This window comes from Phaeovulum sp. (assembly GCF_041596715.1).
GTDB lineage: Bacteria > Pseudomonadota > Alphaproteobacteria > Rhodobacterales > Rhodobacteraceae > UBA6213.
Genome location: NZ_JBFHIA010000322.1, coordinates 1 through 2,693 on the forward strand (window position 1 = coordinate 1; position 2,693 = coordinate 2,693).

Genomic DNA, 2,693 nt, shown 5'->3' on the forward strand with positions numbered 1-2,693 from the left:
GGCGCGATCGAGGTTTCGTCGATCAGGCTGTCGTTGTCGGCGTCATTTCTGTAGGTGGAAAACCCATTGATCGAACGCCTGTAGGTTACAGAATCCGACAGACCCTTGAACGCATCGACGCCAAGGCTCAGCCGCCCATCCATCGCCGCGAAATCCTGCGTGTAAAGCAAGCGCAGGTTGTGGTTTTCATCTTCAAACTCTTGCTGGCGCATCGAGGCGATAGTCGAAGAACAGCCCGAAGGGCAGGCATCGGTGCCTTGGATGTTGCTATAACCATAGCTCAGCTCCAGCTTGCGGCCCGCGCCGAAGTCATGTTCCAGCGTCGAAGAAAACGAGGTCGTATCGTAATCCTCGTAGAGGTTGGAATATTGCGCCTGCGTCCAGTCGTCCTCAAACTGGGACTCGGTCAGACGACCCGCGTGTTCTTGATAGTAGCTTAGTTGCTCTGCCTTGAAGGTAAGCGTTGTCGATGGGGTGACTTGCCACTGCAGCTTCGCACTAAGAGCCCTCCGCTCGATCGCGGACCGATCCCGCCATCCTTCCGAATCCAGCGCGTTCGCACTGAACGAATAGCTCAGCACCTCTGAGGTGCCGACTGGCCCGGCAAGGTTCAACGCCGCGCGCGTGAGCCCGTAGCTTCCCACCTCGGTCGATATTTGCCCTTCAAACTCTTCAGAGGGTTCGCGAGAGATGATGTTGATCGTCCCGCCAACCGCCTTGGACGGATAGAGCACCGATGCCGGCCCACGGGTAATTTCCACCGCTTCGGCATCCCAAAGGTTTACCTCGTCAAGAAAACCGAACGCGCCCTGCGTCTGCGATCGCACGGTGAAGCCATCCACGAGGTTATTCGTATAGGCCTTGCCGCCGATCGGAATGCGAATGTTGCGGATCATCGAAATGCCCGGCACCCGCAAAAGCAGATCTGTTTCAGCCGACGTAGAACTGATGCGCTGCAACTCGGCTTGGTCGATCACAGTGCCTGCCGTTGGCGTATCTACGGTCTGCCTGCCAACCTCGGTGCGGTCCTGCACGCGCGTCGGGCGCAAGGCAAAACGGCTGTCGCTAGGCACTGACGGTGCGGCCGGGGCCTCGGTCACCACCGGGGCGGCGACTGTCGTTTGGGCCGCGGGCCGCGGTGCCGTTGGCTGCGGCGCGGGTGCGGGTGCGGCCGCGGTGACTTCGACCGTTTGCAACACAAGGTCAACCGTCTCGTCTGCCACGCAGAACTCGGTTGCCGGGTCGCATGGCACTTGGGCAGTTTGCGCCGTTGCCGCCGGAGCCAGAACAAGCGTCAGGAACGTGCTGCACAGAGCTTTTGCCATGACGCCACGAGCATGCACCTCACAAGGTGCACTCAAAGAGTACTTCATCTTGAATCCCACTGTCTGATTGTTGTTGTTCGGCCGATGCTTGTGCATCGGGTCGTTCAGGCATCAGAGCATGAGCGGGGGGCCGCGCGGGGCATTGTCATCGTCGATTGGCCAGGCAGGCAACTGGTGCGCCGCCTGTGGGCCGGCCAACAAGGCGGCCAAGTGCGTTGAAAGGAAAGGAACCGCCGCAGCGACAGGAAGCACCACGTTCCCCGCCAGTGAATAGGGGCATGTCGCGTGCGGTGTTTTTCCTTGCGGGGTGGTGTCATCCACGCGTTGGCCATCACGGCCAACAAGGATTTGCTGGTAGCCCCCTTCGGTACAAATGACGACTTCGACAGCCCCATCCCGGCTTTGCGAAAGCATCAAGCCATCGGGCAGCAATGCGCGGAACAGCACCGCGCAAACCGTCAGGAGAAGGGCGAAACCGCGCATTCTTTTTATTCCACGCACCGAGGCGTGGGCAGATCTTGGGCCCGCGTTATCAAAGCCGCGGCATAGGGCAATCGCGGCTCAAATCGGTGCTTTGCTGCGTGCGTTGCGAGGCAGGCCGCGGGCGCATCAGTTATGCGTTGCGTCCTAGGCCGAATACCAACGGCTTTGTGTCCGAAGCTCGTGCAGGTTTCAGCACAAACGAAGGCGGCGATGCGGGTCATACCGGCACCAAAGCGCCAGCGGCGGCATAAGCCTTGAAATCCAAACAGGGCATAGGTGGTCCTCTGGCAGGGGCGCGTGCTTGCGCCCGGGACGATCGGGTTTTCAGAAAACGCGATCAGGCCAGAGGGGGGGCGCGCGTCCCACGCGCAGGGTCAAGCACGTCACGCACCGCACGGCTTTCGCGCGGGGCCACAACCGCGGCGACATGGACAAAGACCAGATCGGCCTGAATAGCCGGAACCACAGGAAGAAGCCCTGCGCCAACCACGTTGCAGCAGGCCTTGCAGGTGCGGTGATCGGGCAGGTCGTCAGCACTTCCGCCCAGACAAAGGTCGGCCAGATTGCCACCCGCCGAGACGAAGGCCTGCATCGCCCTTTCGTCAGCCGAGGGAAGACGCTGCGCAAACCCGCTTGCCGCAAGGGCAATGGTCAGGGCGGCCAAGATAAACAGCCGATGCAAGATTGGCGCTGCGTTTTTCATACCAGAAGTTTCATGACCCAAGGTCGGCCAACACGACAACCGCTTTCATGCAGGTGCGCTTTTCGGTCGCAGTTGCAATCAGCGAAAGATCGTTACGTCACGCGCAAGAAAACCTGTCTCGCAGACCCCTAATTTCCCGCTCCTGCCCTTGCACGCGCCTGCACCCCGCCCCTAGATCGACC

The 2,693-nt window shown here is 60.6% G+C and carries 3 protein-coding genes; all 3 read right to left on the minus strand.

Features of this window, described 5'->3' with window-relative positions; genetic code table 11:
- Positions 1 to 1,325: TonB-dependent receptor (locus ABY403_RS15365; protein ID WP_372841693.1), on the minus strand; the 1,325-nt coding region annotated here is incomplete at its 3' end.
- A gap of 111 nt (positions 1,326 to 1,436) precedes the next feature.
- Complete coding sequence (locus ABY403_RS15370; protein WP_372841694.1) at positions 1,437 to 1,808, minus strand: DUF2946 family protein; 372 nt, start codon at positions 1,806 to 1,808, stop codon at positions 1,437 to 1,439.
- Positions 1,809 to 2,145: 337 nt separating this feature from the next.
- Positions 2,146 to 2,511 carry a hypothetical protein gene (locus ABY403_RS15375; protein WP_372841695.1) on the minus strand — a complete coding sequence of 122 codons (366 nt, stop codon included), beginning with the start codon at positions 2,509 to 2,511 and terminating at the stop codon, positions 2,146 to 2,148.
- Positions 2,512 to 2,693: the final 182 nt, after the last annotated feature.

Excerpts from the sequence above, each read along its gene's own strand:
- ABY403_RS15370 (WP_372841694.1), bottom strand. The coding sequence starts at position 1,808 with ATGCGCGGTTTCGCCCTTCTCCTGACGGTTTGCGCGGTGCTGTTCCGC.
- ABY403_RS15375 (WP_372841695.1), bottom strand. The coding sequence starts at position 2,511 with ATGAAAAACGCAGCGCCAATCTTGCATCGGCTGTTTATCTTGGCCGCC.